Source organism: Pseudomonas brassicacearum, from assembly GCF_003732175.1.
Lineage (GTDB): Bacteria > Pseudomonadota > Gammaproteobacteria > Pseudomonadales > Pseudomonadaceae > Aquipseudomonas > Aquipseudomonas brassicacearum_G.
The window spans coordinates 34976-51843 of record NZ_MOBI01000031.1 but is presented as its reverse complement, the minus strand read 5'-3'; the positions used below and the strand labels follow the sequence as shown (position 1 = coordinate 51843).

Here is a 16868-nt window from a genome sequence, read left to right as displayed (position 1 = left end):
GAAGTATCCGATCAGAAATAAAAATGCCAGTCAGCTTAACTGACTGGCATTAGCCCGCGAGGGCCTTTTTTTCGTCTGCCGAATCTGTCGGCGGGCGGTTGAACCCTGCCGAAAACCCGGTCGGCACGATGCGTTTCTGTGCCATGCAACCGCTACGGTTTGCCTGGGGTATTCAGCAATTTGATGGTCATGGGTGTAGGAAAATCCTTCGCTACACTGCGAGTATCTTCCCCGGAACATCAAGGCAACTCCCTATGCAAAATCGCATGATGATCACTGGTGCCGGATCCGGCCTGGGTCGCGAAATCGCTCTGCGCTGGGCTCGTGAAGGTTGGCAGTTGGCCTTGTCCGATGTCAGCGAGCCAGGCTTGCAAGAAACCCTGAAACAGGTCCGCGAGGCGGGTGGTGACGGTTTCATTCAGCGTTGCGATGTGCGCGACTACAGCCAGTTGACCGCCTTCGCTCAAGCCTGTGAAGAGAAGCTGGGCGGCATCGATGTGATCGTCAACAACGCCGGCGTGGCCTCGGGAGGTTTCTTCAGTGAGCTGTCGCTGGAAGACTGGGATTGGCAGATTGCGATCAACCTGATGGGCGTGGTCAAAGGCTGCAAGGCGTTCCTGCCTCTGCTGGAAAAGAGTAAAGGCAAGATCATCAACATCGCCTCGATGGCTGCGTTGATGCAGGGGCCTGCCATGAGCAATTACAACGTGGCCAAGGCTGGTGTCGTGGCGTTGTCCGAGAGCCTGCTGATTGAACTGGCACAGCAGGAAATCACTGTGCATGTGGTCTGCCCGTCGTTCTTCCAGACCAACCTGCTGGACTCCTTCCGTGGCCCGACCCCGGCCATGAAAGCCCAGGTCGGCAAGTTGCTGGAAAGCTCGCCGATTACCGCCAGCGACATCGCTGACTACATCTACCAGCATGTTGCCGCAGGCGAGTTCATGATTCTGCCCCATGAGCAGGGCCGTATGGCCTGGGCACTCAAACAGAAGAATCCGCAGCTGCTCTACAACGAGATGACCGTGATGGCCGACAAGATGCGCGCCAAGGCCAGGCAAAGCGCCAGCTGAGCTTGCGAGTATCGGGCTGCGTCGTTAGGGTTGCCGCTTCTGGCCGCCCTGACGAGATGTGTGCATGCTCAATTACCTGTGGTTTTTCCTCGCGGCGCTGTTCGAAATCGCCGGCTGTTTCGCTTTCTGGATGTGGTTGCGGCAGGGCAAAAGCGTCTGGTGGGTCGTGCCGGCGCTGCTCAGTTTGACGCTGTTCGCCATTGTGCTGACCAAAGTCGAATCGACCTACGCGGGCCGTGCTTATGCAGCCTACGGCGGCATCTACATCATTGCGTCCATCGGCTGGCTCGGCGTGGTCGAGCGGATTCGACCGCTGGGTTCGGACTGGCTGGGCGTTGCGTTGTGCGTATTAGGCGCGAGTATCATTCTGTTTGGCCCACGCTTCACTACACCTTGAGTCATTGGCGTTGCGGTGAAAGGGACGTCTGTAAGGGGAATCGTTTTACCGTGTAGGAGGGAACTGTTTTACCGCTGTTGCATTGTAGACCCGGCGTCAGCCGGTCATCTTCAAGGCCCGGTAATCTCAAGGACTAGAGCCATGCTCGTACTCAGCCGCGTCGTGGGCGAATTGATCTCCATTGGCGACAACATCTCTGTGCGTATCCTCGCCGTGAACGGAAGCAACGTCCGGTTCGGTATCGAAGCCCCGCAAAACATCAATGTGCATCGCGCCGAAGTCTACGAGCGCATTCAGGCCAAACGGGTACACGGCAAACGCGACTGAAGGACCCGGTTAAATAGCTGCCCGGCCAAACGGATGCTCAGTCAAACAGGTGCTTGGGCACGTCGTGCTTGAGCATCAGTTGGCATTGCTGGCTTTCAGGATCGAACACAATCAGCGCCTGACCTTTGCTCAACGCATGGCGCACCCGCAACACGCGGGTTTCCAGCGGGGTTTCGTCGCCATTGTCGGTACCGTCACGGGTGACGAAGTCTTCGATCAGGCGGGTCAGGGTGTCGACTTCAAGTTGGTCGTGGGGAATCAGCATAGGCACCTCGGGTCATCAATCCGGCGATCCTACGGCGGATAACCATTAACAGCCAGTAGGAGCTGGCGTAGCCTGCGATCTTTTAGCGTCCTCAAAGGCGCCGAAGATCAATAGATCGCAGCCTGCGGCAGCTCCTACGCGAGTAGGGTTGCAACCCGCTGTCGATTCAGCTGCCGCGAATCAGCTTGCGCAAGGCAAACCGGTTCGGATGGCAGGCCTCGGCGACGCTTCGCGGCAGGGGCAACGGTTCGTTGTCCAGCCACGCCGCCAGCAATTCGCCCGACAGCGGTGCGGTGATCAATCCGCGTGAACCGTGCCCGCTGTTGACGTACAAACCGTCGAGCCATGGACACGCGATGTCTGGCACTTGTCGGGCATCCTTGCTCAGTGCGGCATAGACTTGGGCGAACGCCTGGCTGTCAGCCAATGGGCCGACGATCGGCAGGTAATCAGGACTGGTGCAGCGGAACGCGGCACGACCTTGCAGTTGTTCGGGGTCCAACTGTCTGGTGTGCAGGCGAGTGACCAGATCACTGGATATTTCCTCGAGCAGTTCCAGGTTGCCGAGGTGTTCGGCGGTGGTCGGAGTCAGGTCGTCGCTCTTGAAATCGAAGCTGGCACCCAGAGTGTGTTCACCCAAGCGTGCGGGTGCGACGTAACCTTCAGCGCAGACCACCGTCGCCAGGCACTGGCTCTCAGCAGTTTGCGCCAATCGGGTGATTTGCCCGCGAATGCGTTTGAGCGGCAGCTCGGCACTGTGCGCGAAGCGTTTGATTTCCGCCGCGCCGGCCAGTACCACCACGGGCGCGCTGGCGAGCAGGGTCTCGCCATCCCAGGCTTGCCACTGATCATCGACCTTGCGCAGTTCCAGCACATCGCGGTGCGTCAGCAGTTGGACATTGGGGAACGATGCTTGCCATTGGCACAGGGTCGGCGGATGAACCCAACCACCCTCTGGATAGAACAGCCCGCCATGGGCCAGTTCGATTCCGGCTTGGGCCTGCGCGTGCGGCTGGTCCAGCAGGTGCAACAGATCGGCGGGGAAGGCTGCTGCCAGTTGCGCCTGACGCTCGGCTTCCTTGGCATTGAATGCCAGTTGCAGCACTCCGCAATCGTCCCAATCGACGCCGCGCTGCAAGTGTTCAAGCAAGCGCCGGGTGTGTCCGAAACCGCTGACGATCAATTGCGAAAGTGCGGTGCCATGGGCCGAGAGTTTCAGGTACAGCACGCCTTGCGGGTTACCCGAGGCTTCTTGCGCCAGGTCGGCATGCCGTTCCAGCAGGTTGACCTGCCAACCGCGTGCGGCGAGGCTGGCGGCGCTGGCGCAACCGGCCAGCCCGGCGCCGATCACCAGCGCACGACGTTCGCCGCTCACCTGATTCGGGCGAGCAAACCAGGGTTTGGCGGTTGCCGGGGCCGGTGTTTCCTGCGGCCAGCCGACGAACTCACCCCGCAGGATTTCCCATTTGTGACCGATGCCCGGTGTGCGGCGCATTTTGAAACCCGCCGCATTGAGCAGACGGCGTACCCAGCCGGTGCTGGTGAAGGTGCTGATGGTCGAACCGGGCGCCGACAGACGCGCCAGTTCGGCAAACAGTTCGGCGGTCCACATGTCGGGGTTTTTCGCCGGAGCGAAACCGTCGAGAAACCACGCGTCGACCTGTGCGTCCAGTTGTGGCAGCTGGTCCAGCACATCACCGATCAACAGCGTCAGGGTTACGCGGCCATTGTCCAGCACCAGCCGCTGAAAGCCCTGGTGGATGGCGACGTACTGCGCCAACAACTGATCGGCAAACGGTTTTAGGTCGGGCCAGAGTGTCAGGGCCCGTTGCATATCTGCCGGGCTCAGCGGGTATTTCTCGACGCTGATGAAATGCAGCCGTGCGCCAGCCACAGCCTGTTGCTTGAACAACTGCCAGGCGCAGAGAAAATTCAGCCCGGTACCGAAACCGGTCTCGCCAATCACCAACCTTTCGCCGGCCGGCAGTTCGGCAAAACGTTCGCTCAGGCGGTTCTGCTCGATGAACACGTAACGGGTTTCATCAAGGCCCGACTGGTCGGAGAAATACACGTCGTCAAACACCCGCGAGCGCGGGCGACCTTGGTCGTCCCAGTCGAGCTGGGCATGCGGTACGGGGTTCGGCAGTGTTTCAGGATTCATGGTCGGCTCAGGCGAGGCAAGGTGGCCATTCTAGCCGATCGCGACACAAGCGATTGATCCATGGCAAAGCGGATGGGATGGTCCAGACAAACACTCGGTCAATCCGCTAGTCTTGGGCAATCTTGGAAGGGAGTCGCTCATGTTCGAATCTGCCGAAATCGGTCATGTGATTGATAAAGAAGCCTACGAGGCTGAAGTGCCGGCGTTGCGTGAGGCTTTGCTTGAAGTTCAGTTCGACCTCCAGCAGCAAGCGCGATTTCCGGTAATCGTGTTGATCAACGGGATTGAAGGCGCAGGTAAGGGCGAGACGGTCAAGTTGCTCAATGAGTGGATGGACCCGCGATTGATTGAGGTCCGCACCTTCGATCAGCAAACCGATGAAGAGCTGGCGCGACCCCCGGCCTGGCGCTATTGGCGAATGCTCCCGGCCAAGGGGCGGATGGGGGTGTTTTTCGGCAACTGGTACAGCCAGATGTTGCAGGGGCGAGTTCACGGTCTGTTCAAGGACGCGGTGTTGGACCAGGCAATCAACCAGACCGAGCGCCTGGAGAAAATGCTCTGCGATGAAGGCGCGGTGATCTTCAAGTTCTGGTTTCACCTGTCCAAGCAACAAATGAAGGCACGCCTCAAGGCCTTGCGGGACGACCCATTGCACAGCTGGCGCATCAGCCCGCTGGACTGGCAGCAATCGCAGACCTACGACAAGTTCGTGAAATACGGCGAGCGGGTGATTCGCCGGACCAGCCGTGACTACGCGCCCTGGTATGTGATCGAAGGTGTGGATGCCCATTACCGCAGTCTGACCGTGGGCAAGATCCTGCTCGACGGTCTGCAAAATGCCCTCAAACGCCCCAGGATCAACCCGGACAAAGTCAGCGCTGCGCCGCTGTCGGCCAGTGTCGATCACTTGAGTTTGCTCGGTAGTCTGGACATGAGCCAGCGGCTGGAGAAGAACGATTACGAGGAGCAACTGATTACCGAGCAGGCACGGTTATCCGGCCTGATGCGTGACAAACGCATGCGCCGACACGCACTGATCGCGGTATTCGAGGGTAATGACGCTGCGGGCAAGGGCGGGGCGATTCGTCGTGTGGCCGCCGCACTCGACCCGCGCCAGTACAGCATCGTGCCGATTGCCGCGCCGACGGAGGACGAGCGCGCCCAGCCGTATTTGTGGCGCTTCTGGCGACAGATCCCGGCTCGGGGAAAGTTCACTGTCTTCGACCGTTCCTGGTATGGCCGGGTGCTGGTGGAGCGCGTCGAGGGCTTTTGCAGCCAGGCCGACTGGTTACGCGCCTATAGCGAAATCAACGACTTCGAAGAACAGATCAGCGCCTCCGGGGTGATCGTCGTGAAGTTCTGGCTGGCCATCGACAAACAGACCCAGCTGGAGCGTTTCCAGGCGCGCGAAGCCATTCCCTTCAAACGCTTCAAGATCACCGAAGACGACTGGCGTAACCGCGAGAAGTGGGATGAGTACCGGACGGCTGTCGGCGATATGGTCGACCGCACCAGCACCGAGGTTTCGCCCTGGACCCTGGTGGAAGCCAACGACAAACGCTGGGCCCGGGTCAAAGTACTGCGCACCCTCAACCGCGCGCTGGAAGAGGCCTTCGAGAAATCCGACAAGGACGAGAAGAAGCTGAAGAAGGACAAGAAGTAGCCCGATGGGTTTGCATCCGCGGGGTGAATGATTGTCGCGGTCGGCCGGGAGCAGGCAGGGGCGATGTCGTGGGCACGCGTGGTTAACTGATCAACGGTAAACGTCAACTTCTCGGTGCGACCGATACAGTCTCATTTACGGCTTGTCGCCAACTGTCCGTGTGTGATGCCTCGCCGGCAGCCTAGAATGGTTTTTCTCGCCGTCAGCCTTTGGGGTTTCCATGCACATTTCGTCCGGTCGCTGGGTTTATGGTCTGTTCCTCGCCTTGCTGACCGCGGTCTTGTGGGGAATCCTGCCGATCAAACTCAAGCAGGTGTTGCTGGTGATGGACCCGGTCACGGTGACCTGGTTTCGGCTGATAGTGTCCGGCAGCTTGCTGTTCCTTTATCTGGCGGCGACCAAGCGTCTACCAAGCCGACAGGCGCTCGGGCATAAAGGTGGCTGGCTGGTGCTGATGGCGGTACTCGGACTGGTGGGCAATTACGTGTTGTACCTGATGGGCCTGAACCTGTTGAGCCCGGGTACCGCGCAACTGGTCGTGCAGATGGGGCCGATCCTGTTGCTGATCGCCAGCCTCTTCGTGTTCAAGGAGCGTTTCAGCGTGGGGCAGGGGATTGGCCTGCTGGTGCTGTTGTTGGGCTTCGGTTTGTTTTTCAATCAGCGGCTGAGCGAGTTGCTGACATCTTTGAGTGATTACACCGCAGGTGTGTTACTGGTACTGGCGGCGTCGACCGTCTGGACCTTCTATGCGCTGGGCCAGAAACAACTGCTGACGGTGTGGAATTCGTTGCAGGTGATGATGGTGATCTACCTGTTTTGCGCCTTGTTGCTGACGCCGTGGGTGCATCCGCTGGAAGCCTTGCAACTGAGCCCCCTGCAAGGCTGGTTGCTGCTTGGCTGCTGCCTGAATACGTTGATCGCTTACGGTGCTTTTGCCGAGGCGCTGGCCCATTGGGAAGCGTCGAGGGTCAGTGCGACACTCGCCATCACACCGTTGGTGACCTTCGCGGCCGTGGCGCTGGCCGCCTGGTTATGGCCCGATTATGTGCATGCCGAACAGATCAACAGCCTGGCGTATGGCGGTGCAGTGCTGGTGGTGCTGGGGTCGGCACTCGTCGCGTTGGGGCCATCGCTGATCGCCGGGCTCAAGGCCCGCAAGGCAAAAGTGGTAGTTGGATGATCGTTCCCTCGCTCCGCGTGGGAATGCAGCCCGTGACGCTCTGCGTCACATGCCAAAGCGGACGCAGAGCGTCCATTGAGGCATTCCCACGCAGAGCGTGGGAACGATCAGTATCAGACGATCAGCCTTTGCTGCCAGCCTCCAGCATGTTCTCCGGCCGCACCCAGGCATCGAACTGCTCATCCGTCAGATAACCGAGTTGCAACGCCGCCTCACGCAGGGTCAGTCCTTCGGCGTAGGCTTTCTTGGCGATCTCGGCGGATTTGTCGTAGCCGATGTGCGGATTCAGCGCCGTCACCAGCATCAAGCCGCGTTCCAGATGCGCGGCCATCTGCTCGGCATCCGGCTCAAGGCCTGCAATGCAATGCTGCTGGAAGTTACTGCAACCATCACCGAGCAAGCGGATCGATTGCAGCAGATTGTGAATGATCACCGGCTTGAACACGTTCAATTGCAGGTGACCCTGGCTGGCGGCGAAGCCAATCGCCACGTCGTTGCCCAGCACCTGGCAGGCGAGCATCGACAGCGCTTCGCACTGAGTCGGGTTGACCTTGCCGGGCATGATCGAACTGCCGGGCTCGTTGGCGGGCAGCTTGACCTCGGCGAAACCGGCCCGTGGCCCGGAGCCCAGCAAACGCAAGTCATTGGCGATTTTCATCAGGGTCACGGCGAGGGTTTTCAGCGCGCCGGACAATGTGGTCAATGGTTCATGCCCGGCCAGCGCGGCAAACTTGTTCGGCGCGGTGATAAACGGCAGGCCGGAGAGGGCGGCCAGCTCGGAGGCAATCGCTTCGCCAAAGCCATGGGGCGAGTTGAGTCCGGTCCCCACCGCGGTACCGCCCTGAGCCAACTCGCAGACGGCCGGCAAGGCGCTGCGGATCGCACGTTCGGCGTAATCGAGCTGTGCGATGAACGCCGAAAGTTCCTGGCCGAAGGTGATCGGCGTGGCATCCATCAAGTGCGTGCGACCGGTCTTCACCAGTTTCATGTGCCGTGCGGCCTGCTCGGCCAGCCCGGCGGAGAGTTCAGCGATTGCCGGCAACAGCTGCTGTTGTACGGCCTGCACCGTGGCGATATGCATGGCGGTGGGGAAGCTGTCGTTGGAACTTTGCGAGCGATTGACGTGGTCGTTGGGGTGCACCGGAGCCTTGCCGCCACGGGGATTGCCGGCCAGTTCGTTGGCGCGACCGGCGATCACTTCGTTGACGTTCATGTTGCTTTGGGTACCACTGCCGGTCTGCCAGACCACCAACGGAAACTGGTCGTCATGCTGGCCGTCGAGCACTTCGTCGGCGGCCTGCTCGATCAACCGGGCAATGTCGGCCGGCAGATCGCCGTTGCGACTATTGACCCGTGCCGCGGCTTTCTTGATCAGGGCCAAGGCATGCAGTACGGCCAGCGGCATGCGTTCATTGCCGATGGCAAAGTTGATCAGCGAACGCTGCGTCTGAGCGCCCCAGTAGGCTTCATCCGGGACTTCCACTTGGCCAAGGCTGTCGGTTTCGATACGGCTCATCGGTTACATTCCTGTAGGTCTGATAGCGAAGTTTAGGCCGTGATTGGCGCTTGGGGTTCCATCAGTCGTTTTTTCTACCGTTCGGTCCTGAAAATCAGGCCTGGCAAGGGGGAGGGGTTGAGCGCATGAGTTTTTTAGGCGCAGAATGGCCCCCCTTGGGGTTTTACCTCGCCTGCTAGAAAAGGAAACTCGATGACTCGTCTTCGTGCCATTTGTACCGCGGTTGCTCTGGTCTGTGCCAGCGGCCAGGTTTTCGCCGATACCGCCAGCCACAACGCCAGTGCTGAAGCTTTCCTGACCCTGGCGCATGCTGACAAACTGGGCACACCGGTATACGCGCAAGTGCAGCAAATGTTCGCCCAGCGCTTTGAGCAAACCAAAGCACCGGAATCGAAAAGGGCTCTGCTGGAAACCTACCAGGCCAAGGCCAACACCGCTTTGAACCAAGCCATTGGCTGGGACAAACTGAAGCCGGACATGGTCAAGCTCTACACCACCAACTTCAGCGAATCCGAGCTCAAGGACCTGGTCGCGTTCTACCAGTCGCCACTGGGCAAGAAAGTCCTGGAAAAAATGCCTCAGCTGACTCAGCAATCGGCCCAGATGACTCAAGCCAAGCTGGAAAGCGCGGTGCCTGTGGTCAACAAACTGCTGGCTGACATGACTGCCGAGCTGACGCCGAAAGACGCCGTCGCTCCAGCCAAGAAAAAGCCTTGAGCGGAGCCCCGCAATGACCATGCAACAACGTATTGAATCGGCGCTGAGCGCTTTGCAGCCCGCGCATCTGGATGTGCTGGACGAAAGCCATATGCACAGCCGTGGGTTGCAAACCCACTTCAAGGCCGTGGTGGTCAGCGAGCAATTTGCCGGGCTCAACAGCGTCAAGCGTCACCAGAAGGTCTACGCTACGTTGGGTGACCTGATGGGTGAGTTCCATGCGTTGGCGCTGCATACCTATACGCCTGAGGAATGGGCAAAGGCCGGCGCGGCACCTGCCTCGCCGACCTGTGCTGGCGGTAGCAAGCACTGATTGTGAGGGCTGTTGTGGCGAGGGGGCTTGCCCCCGTTCGAGTGCGAAGCACTCGTAAATCCATCTAGCGCGTATTGTCAGAATTAACGCGTCTGGTTTTTTAAGGGCCGCTTCGCAGCCCCGCGGGGGCAAGCCCCCTCGCCACAAAGATATCTGGCAGCCCATTAATCACTTTGTTTTTGTTAGAATCCGCAACGCGCCGCTTAGCCGGCGCGTTTTTTTTCGCATCCGGTTCACCCCTTACGCGGGTAGCCACCTGGAGAATCACCCATGACACAACAGATTGTCGTGGCGGCACTGTATAAGTTCGTCACCCTTGAAGATTACGTGGCCTTGCGCGAGCCACTGTTGCAGGCGATGGTCGACAACGGCATCAAAGGCACCTTGCTGATTGCCGAGGAAGGCATCAACGGCACGGTTTCCGGTAGCCGCGAAGGCATCGACGGGCTGATGGCCTGGCTCAAGAACGATCCGCGCATGGACGACATCGACCACAAAGAGTCGTACTGCGACGAGCAGCCGTTCTACCGCACCAAGGTCAAACTCAAGAAAGAGATCGTCACCCTGGGTGTTGAAGGCGTTGACCCGAACAAGAAGGTCGGCACCTACGTTGATCCGCAGAACTGGAACGCGTTGATCAGCGACCCTGAAGTGCTGTTGATCGATACCCGCAACGACTACGAAGTGTCGATCGGCACCTTCGAAGGTGCGATCGATCCGAAGACCACCAGTTTTCGCGAATTTCCCGACTACATCAAAGCCAACTTCGACCCGGCCAAGCACAAGAAAGTCGCGATGTTCTGCACCGGCGGCATTCGGTGTGAAAAGGCTTCGAGCTACATGCTCAGCCAGGGCTTCGATGAAGTCTTCCACCTCAAGGGCGGAATCCTCAAGTACCTCGAAGAGGTGCCGCAGGAAGAAACCAAATGGCAGGGCGACTGCTTTGTGTTCGATAACCGCGTCACTGTTCGCCACGACCTGAGCGAAGGCGACTACGATCAATGTCATGCCTGTCGTACGCCAGTGAGCGTGGAAGACCGTGCATCCGAGCACTACGTCGCCGGCATCAGCTGCCCGCATTGCTGGGATAAGCTGAGTGAGAAGACCCGTCGCAGTGCGATCGACCGGCAGAAACAGATCGAACTGGCCAAGGCCCGTAATCAGCCGCACCCGATCGGTTACAACTACAAGCAATCCAACACCGAGGCCTGAACCATGTCCGCGCGCCTGCTCTATGTAATGGATCCGATGTGCTCCTGGTGCTGGGGCTTCGCTCCGGTAGCCGAGGCGCTGGTCGAGCAGGCGCAGGCTGCGGGCGTTGACGTGCATTTGGTAGTTGGCGGTTTGCGCACCGGCAGTGGTGCGGCACTGGAACCCACCACGCGGCGCTACATTCTCGAACACTGGCAGGCGGTCGCCGAAGCCACTGGCCAGCCGTTCAAGTTCGAAGGCGCGCTCCCCGACGGTTTTGTCTACGACACTGAACCGGCCTGCCGTGCACTGGTGACGGCGCGCAGTCTGGCACCGGATTGCGCCTGGAAACTGCTCAAGCTCATCCAGCAAGCTTTTTATGCCGAGGGTCGCGATGTCACCCGCGCCAGCGTGTTGGTGGAGTTGGCCGAACAAGCCGGTTTGCCCCGTATCGAGTTCGCGGCAGCGTTCGACCGTGCCGATCAGCACGCGGCGACGGCGGCAGACTTCACCTGGGTTCAGGATCTGGGCATCGCCGGCTTCCCGACCTTGCTCGCCGAGCGCAATGGTCAATTGGCGCTGTTGACCAATGGTTATCAACCGCTCAGCGAACTGGCTCCGTTGCTCGGCCGTTGGCTGGAGCGCGCAGCCTGTGTATGAGCAACCCGATGATGCACCACAACCCAAGCGGGTCGATCGGCTGAGTTGGGCGGAAATCCGTCGACTGGCACTTCAGCATAAAAAATCCTTGTGGATCGCCAACGGCGTCGCCGTATTGGCGACCCTGTGCAGTGTGCCGATCCCTTTGCTGCTGCCATTGCTGGTGGACGAAGTGCTGCTGGGGCATGGCGACGCCGCACTGAAAGTCATGAACCACGCGCTGCCCTCTGGCTGGCAGCGTGCTGCCGGTTACATCGGCTTGATGTTGCTGGTGACCTTGACCCTGCGTTGCGGCGCATTGATGTTCAACGTCTTGCAGGCGCGCCTGTTTGCAGGTCTGGCCAAGGACATCGTCTATCGCATCCGCATCCGGTTGATCGAGCGGCTCAAGCGTATTTCCCTTGGCGAATACGAAAGCCTGGGCAGCGGCACGGTGACCACGCACCTGGTCACCGATCTGGATACTGTCGACAAATTCGTCGGCGAAACCCTTAGCCGTTTTCTGGTGGCAATGCTCACGCTGGTCGGTACGGCGGGGATTCTGGTGTGGATGCACTGGAAGCTGGCGCTGCTGATCCTGTTGTTCAACCCGCTGGTGATCTACGCCACCGTGCAGTTGGGGAAGCGGGTCAAACACCTGAAGAAACTTGAGAACGACAGCACCTCAAGGTTCACCCAGGCGCTAACCGAAACCCTGGATGCGATACAGGAAATCCGCGCTGGCAATCGTCAGGGGTTTTTCCTCGGGCGGCTCGGGTTGCGGGCGCAGGAAGTGCGCAACTACGCCGTCAACTCACAGTGGAAAAGCGATGCCTCGAGCCGCGCCAGCGGTTTGCTGTTCCAGTTCGGCATCGATATCTTCCGCGCCGCCGCGATGCTCACGGTGCTGTTCTCCGACCTGTCCATCGGCCAGATGCTGGCGGTGTTCAGCTACCTCTGGTTCATGATCGGGCCGGTCGAGCAACTGCTGAATCTGCAATATGCCTATTACGCGGCCGGTGGTGCACTGACGCGAATCAACGAGCTGTTATCGCGTGCCGACGAGCCGCAGTACCCAGCTGGCGTCGATCCGTTCAAAGGGCGCGAGACGGTGGGCATCGAGGTGCAAGGCTTGAGTTTCGGCTACGGCGGTGAGCTGGTGCTGGATCAGATGAACCTGTCCATCGCGCCCGGCGAAAAAGTCGCCATCGTGGGCGCCAGTGGTGGCGGTAAAAGCACGCTGGTGCAGTTGCTGCTGGGGCTCTATACGCCGCAGTCGGGCAGTATCCGTTTTGGGGGCGTCACTCAACAGGACATCGGCCTGGAAACCGTGCGCGAGAATGTCGCCGTGGTGTTGCAGCATCCGGCACTGTTCAATGACACCATACGGGCCAACCTGGCCATGGGCCGCGAACGCAGTGACGAAGCCTGTTGGCAGGCACTGGAAATCGCCCAGCTCGAGGCGACGGTCAAGGCGTTGCCGCAAGGTCTGGATAGCGTCGTGGGCCGTTCCGGTGTGCGCTTGTCCGGCGGGCAGCGTCAGCGCCTGGCGATTGCGCGCATGGTGCTGGCCGAACCCAAGGTCGTGGTCCTCGATGAGGCGACTTCGGCGCTGGACGCCGCCACCGAATACAACCTCCATCAGGCACTCGCGCGGTTTCTCAGCGGTCGCACAACACTGATCATTGCGCACCGGTTGTCGGCGGTAAAACAGGCGGACCGTGTGCTGGTATTCGATGGCGGACAGATTGCCGAGGATGGCGACCATCAGCAACTGATTGCTGATGGTGGTTTGTACGCCAAGCTGTATGGGCATTTGCAGCAACATTAGATCAGTGCCACAGGACGTTCAGCGCATTTTCACCGCCGTCGAAACCGAATTCCTTGATAACAACCGAACAGGATTCGCAGGGTGGCATGGTGGTGGCGACGTTAACCGTTTCGATCGATCTGGGATCGGGGTATTTTTCGCGAATCACGCTGATCAACTTGCTTTCGCTGTCCAGCGACGTGGGCTTGAGAGTTAGTGCCGGGCGATAGCTTTCAATATCCTTTATTGTCGCTGGCACAGCGAGTAATTTGCCTTCATCAGACACATGGAGTGATGTGCTGGGAAAAACTTCGTTCATATCAACATTGAAGTAGGTCGTTTCACCAACACTGACCTGATCTGCACCAAGATTATGTCTGAACAAAGGCAGATGTCCGGTCGCCCCCTGTGCTCCCGAAACACTTACATAAACCTCTCGCCTCCCCGTGGCGGTGACTACTTCGGCATAGGCGATGTTTCTAGCTTTGAACGGGCGCTCGTGACGAGGGATAAGGTTTTGAAGCTTATCCATCGTGCGGTCGATCCTCAGTGCGCTGTCGGGATTCTTCAGCACGATGCTCTTCTCAAGGAACAATGCATCGAAAACTTCCACTGTTCTTTGACGGAAGGCTTCCGGTGCGTCCTTGCTGCGCGACCAGCTTGTCGCCCCTGCCTCCAGTTTGGTGACAATCATTCGGGTCGAGTGATCGAACAGCACCGCTTCTCCTGGACTGGTATCGACCCTGAGCAGCTTGAGCGTATCGGGCGGGTTCACGTGGCCGCCAATCGGAATGGCAATTTCGTCCATTGTTCTCAACGCACGTTCCACCGCTTCCGTACCGTAAATCCTTGCCATATTGTTGGCATTCAACGATCCGGTGTAGACAGTCAGCAATTCTGCTTTGAGATCTTCCGGCAGTGTGGAAGCTTTCTTGAAGTTCAGCGGGTCTCTTATGCTTTGACCTTGTGCCAGTTCGGCGACGTAAAATGTTCCACTCTCCATCCGGGTGAACACATAGCGCTTCGAATCATCTATCGCCGGGATGATGATGGCACCGGCCTCGAAGGTATGAAATTGATCCTTGGTCCCGTAGGGAAGACTCACCTTGATCCTTCCATACATCCCTTTTTGGAACTCTACCGTAGCCGGGAGCCGATTTTTTTTCTTCAGGGTTTTAAGCAACATCGCCCGATCCGCAATGGCCGGTGTATAGATAGTGTCTCCGAACCACGGCGCCCAGCCTTTGCTTTCGTCGAAACTGCCAATGGCCGGCGTCGGTGCCGGATCACGGGTGACGAATGTGCTCGTGCATACCTTCGCACCCGGGCTACGTCGTACCCGGCAAGGCAAGGATCTGAACATTGCCTGATCATCAATCAAGTCGGCACGGCGCAGTTGGTTGCCGTCCAGACGATAGGGAATGTCATCAACGAATAGTGTGGTTCGACCATCGACCTCAAGTACTTCACGGACATGGGCGTCTTTCGGGAGTTCTACCAGGGCGTGGGATTCGGTAGGAGATAACGTTTTGAAGGTTGACCGGCCCTGTATGAGGTTGTCGCTGTGATTGTGCAGGCGGGGGCCATAGGGCAAGGACGTCACCGGGTCGACGGGGTGGAATCGGGTCAGGTCCGATGGGCTGGTATTGCGCACGAGTACGTCATCGACGCCGTTGACCGTTGCCAGTCGATCGCTGTTTGCCAGCGGCTTCCAGCGCCCCGGATCGGTTGTCTGGGGCAGGTTGTGCACCAGTCGGTAGCTGTCGGCGTGTCCTGTCAGTTTCTTGAACCCGCTAACACCAATGCGTCCCGCCGTGTGCAGTCCTTTCCACGCACCGCTTCCCATTGTCTTGAGTAGTGTCGGGACCCCATCCAGCGGATTGAGGTTGCTCAGCGAAGCGGTCAGGAGATTTCGGGTCAACGTTGAAAAGGAAGGCAGACTTGCTTTGACGGTCATTTGCGAGGCTTTGGCGCCCGCCCTGAACAGCTGTACCGAACCCGACATGAATTTCCCGACTGGACTGATGAATGAGGCCAGGTCCAGCACGAGTCCGGTTACGCCTATGAGTATCTGGTCAGTTTTACCCGACAAAATGTCCTCGATATTGCCCCAGAAGGGCACAAACCCTTTGGCTATTTCCAGGGTCGTACTGATCCTTTGTTCGCTTCTGGTCCTGATGGTGTCGAATGCCGTCGCGCCGCGAGCCTGGGTATGCAACTGCTGTTCGTCGACGTACAGAAAATTCGTTGCAATGTAGTGGGCCACTGCATTCAAACGGGAGGATGCCAGCGGGGTTACTTCGCTATCACTATCGCTAACGCCTGCGATTGGCGATACAACTGTGGGCACGTCGCCTACCACGCCGAGGATCGCCATGCAGTACGCTCTGTCAGCAGGCTGTGTGCCATCTAAGTGAGCGGCCCAATCGACAAGCAGCGTAGTGCTGATTTCAGCAGTATATGTTTGTCCGGGGATCGAGGCGTGCAACGGAAACGTGGTGCGAACCCCGTTGACTGTTGAAACTCGCAGGTGGGGTCGACAACGAATGACGCCAGCACTCGGGATCAGTTCGTAATAGGTAATTTCATGATTGTGGGTCACCTGTAGAACGAAACCTTTTCTTGGCCGGATGTCCCCCCTTACCTTGATGAGTTTTTCGTCCAGGTGCAGGCTCAGCAAGCGGACGTCACCCCGTTCAAGGGCCTGGCGGTCGGTCAGTGGCAGTGAGGTCAGCAGACTGGTGATTAGGGTTTGATAGGCCGTCCTGATTTTCGAGAGGTAGTTTGTGAAGTCTGTTTCAAACTGCGTGTTGATATCAGGCAACGTCTCGCCTCCGTATCTGGTACGCACACGCGTTTCGATCCCCTCATGATCCTTGTGAAAGAACTCCTCATGACGCAGGGTTCGCTTATCGTCAATCTTGATCCAGTGACTGGTTCGTGTTTTCCCGTCGGACCGGGTTACAAACCATTTTCTCTTGTCATCGAATTGGCCGTCGGCATAGACATCCAGGAATGCATAGCCTTGCAGCTTCAATGAGGGCGTGTCTCTGGGGCCGCCGCTCAGTGGATCGTCGCGCAGCAACTTGCGCCCGTCCGATTCGAACATTGCCTCGCCAAACAGATCATCCTTTATCCGTTTGGCCATCTTCAGTCTTTCAGGTGGGGGCAAATCCAGTGTCATAACGGCGATGTTCAGGCACTCGCTGTGGCTTTCCAGAGCCGCCATCGCCCGCTTCATATCGTCCTCGTCGTAATCGGATTTTGTTCGCGATTGAACGATGCCGCAGCAGACCGCCCATTCCAGTGCTGGCTCCATCCTCAGTCGAGTAATCTGCTCAAGTTGTTCGGGCGAGGCGTCGGCGCTCCGGGCCAGGGGCAAGTCGACGAGTTGTTGAAAGGACAGCGCTTGCAATCGATCAAGGCCGAGTTCATCTGCCAGCAGCACGCCGTGCATGAAGTTGACCCACACCACCGAACTTTTGTAAGGAAGGTCGGACGGGATATCGCGCACAGCGAAGTCCTTTGAGAGACGGGTCTCGAACACCCGCGCGAGAAGGGCCGCTTCTTTTGCATCAGTGACCCGTTTGGTGCGCAGCAAGTGCTGTTCAAAATCGCT

General features: G+C 58.7%; 14 protein-coding genes. 10 read left to right on the top strand and 4 right to left on the bottom strand.

Annotated features, from left to right (window positions below; genetic code table 11):
- The first annotated feature begins 254 nt into the window (after window positions 1–254).
- From BK658_RS27275 to csrA, 3 genes are all read left to right on the top strand, one after another.
- Window positions 255–1070 (top strand): SDR family oxidoreductase, encoded by an 816-nt coding sequence (locus BK658_RS27275; RefSeq protein ID WP_123585000.1) that lies wholly within the window; start codon window positions 255–257, stop codon window positions 1068–1070.
- Window positions 1071–1134: 64 nt separating this feature from the next.
- Window positions 1135–1467 carry a YnfA family protein gene (locus tag BK658_RS27270; RefSeq protein ID WP_103315817.1) on the top strand — a complete coding sequence of 111 codons (333 nt, stop codon included), beginning with the start codon at window positions 1135–1137 and terminating at the stop codon, window positions 1465–1467.
- A 141-nt stretch (window positions 1468–1608) separates the two neighbouring features.
- On the top strand, window positions 1609–1794 hold the full coding sequence (gene csrA, locus BK658_RS27265) for a carbon storage regulator CsrA (RefSeq protein WP_123584999.1): 186 nt from the start codon (window positions 1609–1611) through the stop codon (window positions 1792–1794).
- Window positions 1795–1831: 37 nt separating this feature from the next.
- On the opposite strand, the gene BK658_RS27260 is transcribed toward csrA, so the two are convergent.
- Window positions 1832–2059, bottom strand: coding sequence for a YheU family protein (locus BK658_RS27260; protein ID WP_019693006.1), 228 nt, complete (start codon window positions 2057–2059; stop codon window positions 1832–1834).
- 166 nt (window positions 2060–2225) lie between these two features.
- The gene (gene mnmC / locus BK658_RS27255) at window positions 2226–4220 is read right to left on the bottom strand and encodes a bifunctional tRNA (5-methylaminomethyl-2-thiouridine)(34)-methyltransferase MnmC2/FAD-dependent 5-carboxymethylaminomethyl-2-thiouridine(34) oxidoreductase MnmC1 (protein WP_404943202.1); all 1995 of its coding nucleotides are present in this window, start codon (window positions 4218–4220) and stop codon (window positions 2226–2228) included.
- 139 nt (window positions 4221–4359) lie between these two features.
- Between mnmC and pap the strand changes: the two genes are divergently transcribed.
- Both pap and BK658_RS27245 read left to right on the top strand, forming a co-directional pair.
- Complete coding sequence (gene pap / locus BK658_RS27250; protein WP_123584998.1) at window positions 4360–5883, top strand: polyphosphate:AMP phosphotransferase; 1524 nt, start codon at window positions 4360–4362, stop codon at window positions 5881–5883.
- Between the two features lie 220 nt (window positions 5884–6103).
- Window positions 6104–7063: a DMT family transporter gene (locus tag BK658_RS27245; protein WP_123584997.1), complete on the top strand. Its 960-nt coding sequence runs from the start codon at window positions 6104–6106 to the stop codon at window positions 7061–7063.
- 121 nt (window positions 7064–7184) lie between these two features.
- Here BK658_RS27245 and BK658_RS27240 read toward each other — a convergent pair whose 3' ends face one another.
- Window positions 7185–8579, bottom strand: coding sequence for a class II fumarate hydratase (locus tag BK658_RS27240; RefSeq protein WP_123584996.1), 1395 nt, complete (start codon window positions 8577–8579; stop codon window positions 7185–7187).
- Window positions 8580–8771: 192 nt separating this feature from the next.
- Here BK658_RS27240 and BK658_RS27235 point away from each other — a divergent pair, with 192 nt between their 5' ends.
- The 5 genes from BK658_RS27235 to BK658_RS27215 all read left to right on the top strand — a co-directional run bounded on the left by BK658_RS27235 (window position 8772) and on the right by BK658_RS27215 (window position 13270).
- Complete coding sequence (locus BK658_RS27235) at window positions 8772–9296, top strand: DUF2059 domain-containing protein (RefSeq protein WP_123584995.1); 525 nt, start codon at window positions 8772–8774, stop codon at window positions 9294–9296.
- Window positions 9297–9309: 13 nt separating this feature from the next.
- On the top strand, window positions 9310–9609 hold the full coding sequence (locus BK658_RS27230) for a BolA family protein (RefSeq protein WP_123584994.1): 300 nt from the start codon (window positions 9310–9312) through the stop codon (window positions 9607–9609).
- 270 nt (window positions 9610–9879) lie between these two features.
- Complete coding sequence (trhO, locus tag BK658_RS27225) at window positions 9880–10821, top strand: oxygen-dependent tRNA uridine(34) hydroxylase TrhO (RefSeq protein ID WP_054593475.1); 942 nt, start codon at window positions 9880–9882, stop codon at window positions 10819–10821.
- Window positions 10822–10857: 36 nt separating this feature from the next.
- Window positions 10858–11460, top strand: coding sequence for a DsbA family protein (locus BK658_RS27220; protein ID WP_185019908.1), 603 nt, complete (start codon window positions 10858–10860; stop codon window positions 11458–11460).
- Window positions 11453–13270: an ABC transporter ATP-binding protein gene (locus BK658_RS27215; RefSeq protein WP_123584992.1), complete on the top strand. Its 1818-nt coding sequence runs from the start codon at window positions 11453–11455 to the stop codon at window positions 13268–13270. Before BK658_RS27220 ends, BK658_RS27215 begins: the two co-directional genes overlap by 8 nt.
- A gap of 1 nt (window position 13271) precedes the next feature.
- Here the strand turns inward: BK658_RS27215 and BK658_RS27210 are convergent, their stop codons facing one another.
- Complete coding sequence (locus BK658_RS27210; RefSeq protein WP_259740153.1) at window positions 13272–16850, bottom strand: hypothetical protein; 3579 nt, start codon at window positions 16848–16850, stop codon at window positions 13272–13274.
- Window positions 16851–16868: the final 18 nt, after the last annotated feature.

Bases quoted from the DNA above. Each gene is read 5' to 3' on its own strand.
- BK658_RS27275 (WP_123585000.1), top strand. From the start codon at position 255: ATGCAAAATCGCATGATGATCACTGGTGCCGGATCCGGCCTGGGTCGC.
- BK658_RS27270 (WP_103315817.1), top strand. From the start codon at position 1,135: ATGCTCAATTACCTGTGGTTTTTCCTCGCGGCGCTGTTCGAAATCGCC.
- csrA (WP_123584999.1), top strand. From the start codon at position 1,609: ATGCTCGTACTCAGCCGCGTCGTGGGCGAATTGATCTCCATTGGCGAC.
- BK658_RS27260 (WP_019693006.1), bottom strand. From the start codon at position 2,059: ATGCTGATTCCCCACGACCAACTTGAAGTCGACACCCTGACCCGCCTG.
- mnmC (WP_404943202.1), bottom strand. From the start codon at position 4,220: ATGAATCCTGAAACACTGCCGAACCCCGTACCGCATGCCCAGCTCGAC.
- pap (WP_123584998.1), top strand. From the start codon at position 4,360: ATGTTCGAATCTGCCGAAATCGGTCATGTGATTGATAAAGAAGCCTAC.
- BK658_RS27245 (WP_123584997.1), top strand. From the start codon at position 6,104: ATGCACATTTCGTCCGGTCGCTGGGTTTATGGTCTGTTCCTCGCCTTG.
- BK658_RS27240 (WP_123584996.1), bottom strand. From the start codon at position 8,579: ATGAGCCGTATCGAAACCGACAGCCTTGGCCAAGTGGAAGTCCCGGAT.
- BK658_RS27235 (WP_123584995.1), top strand. From the start codon at position 8,772: ATGACTCGTCTTCGTGCCATTTGTACCGCGGTTGCTCTGGTCTGTGCC.
- BK658_RS27230 (WP_123584994.1), top strand. From the start codon at position 9,310: ATGACCATGCAACAACGTATTGAATCGGCGCTGAGCGCTTTGCAGCCC.
- trhO (WP_054593475.1), top strand. From the start codon at position 9,880: ATGACACAACAGATTGTCGTGGCGGCACTGTATAAGTTCGTCACCCTT.
- BK658_RS27220 (WP_185019908.1), top strand. From the start codon at position 10,858: ATGTGCTCCTGGTGCTGGGGCTTCGCTCCGGTAGCCGAGGCGCTGGTC.